This is a genomic window from Vibrio sp. Vb0888 (genome assembly GCF_033338835.1).
GTDB lineage: Bacteria > Pseudomonadota > Gammaproteobacteria > Enterobacterales > Vibrionaceae > Vibrio > Vibrio alginolyticus.
The window spans coordinates 1-1,558 of the sequence record NZ_JAWOTL010000096.1; the positions used below are offsets into that span (position 1 = coordinate 1).

Here is a 1,558-nt window from a genome sequence, read left to right on the forward strand (position 1 = left end):
AAATTTCGACAAGAATTGGCCAAGCTAATGCCACGATGGACATTCGTTGGTTGATGTTTTGGCTTTTAGGCATGTTTTTAACCTTTCCAACAACTAAAACTGCCTCGCAGAGAACTGTGAGGCAGTCTATAAAAAGTAATTCGGGATTCGTTTGAGATGAAACAGAGATTCAGCGCGGATTTTAGTCGGAGATTGGTCACAACGACAACAATAATTCCTGTCATTTGAGGAAAATATTTCTAATGATTTTTCAAGCCCACGCGACTCATTGACGGAGCTTAGAGATCATCGACTGACGAACAATGAGCTCAATAGGTACGCGGTTGATAATTGGCTTAACGCCGTTAAATGACGCCATTCAGCGAATTGAGAATCGACTCACCAACAGCCGTTTTTATGCATTATCTGTATTTATCAACGTGCACACATCAAGGTAACTTTGTAACCGTCATCACCATATTGCAGACAACATATCGATAGATATCGTAATAAACAAAACCCTTGGCGTCGTCACACCCAGAAAATTCCTTACAAGATTCAATCACCTCGCAACATGACTAAGTTCACATTTGGCGATTTTGTTATTCTATTTATCGCTAAAATACCGCCTAGAATAGACGTACATATCAATTTAAGTAGGGATAGAAGATGTCGACATTGGCCGGGGCTCGCCTAGAAGAAATGGCGGATATCCGCTCGACGAGAAAGAAGAAAATCGTTTTTCTGTGTTCTAGCATTGCCGCCACACTATTGGTGTACGGCGCTATCGTCCAATCGCTCGAAAATCATTGGGGGTTAAGCGTTTTGCATGCCTTCAGTGCCATCGCCTGCTTAGGGATCTGCTATCTCATTAAAGTGCAAAGGCATCACAAATATGCCGATTTACTGCTCAGCGCCGTCATCATGTTTGAGGGGTTATTACTACTTCTTTTTAATGATGCGCCCTCCGGAAAGTTATTGTGGCTCTACCCCATCGTCGCAACCATCATTTTGATTAACGAGTTCAAAGTCGGTTTACTCTTTAGCGCTACCTACATGATTTTGGTTTTCTTTGGCATTACGTTTTTAGACGGCTTACCTGCCACTGGCGATATGATCGAACGCCGATTCATGTTCACCTTGATAGCCATCAGTTTTGTCTGCCATACCTTCTCCTACTACTACGCAAAAGTCGTCAGCTACATTCAAACCCTTTACCGAGAAGGGATTGAGGAGTTAGCCTACCTAGACCAACTGACGGGCTTAGCGAATCGTTGGAGCTTTGAAACGTGGGCTAGAGCAAAACTGCACGACATTGACCACTCAGACGAACGCAGTGTCACTGCGTTGGTTTTTCTCGATATCGACAATTTTAAGTACATCAACGACACCTATGGCCACGATGTTGGCGACCAAGTGTTGAAAGCATTTGCAACTCGATTGAAGAAAAGCATTCGTAACAGCGACCGAAAAACCGATAAACATGACTACTCCATTGCGCGCTTCGCAGGCGATGAGTTCGTGTTAATGCTTTACGATGTGCGCAGTAAACAAGACCTAGATGGCATTTTGGATCGCA

At 43.6% G+C, this 1,558-nt stretch carries 1 protein-coding gene; it reads left to right on the forward strand.

Annotation, left to right across the window (positions count from 1 at the left end; translation table 11 throughout):
• Positions 1-648 precede the first annotated feature (648 nt).
• Positions 649-1,558: GGDEF domain-containing protein (locus R7P72_RS24120; protein WP_318110843.1), on the forward strand; the 910-nt coding region annotated here is incomplete at its 3' end.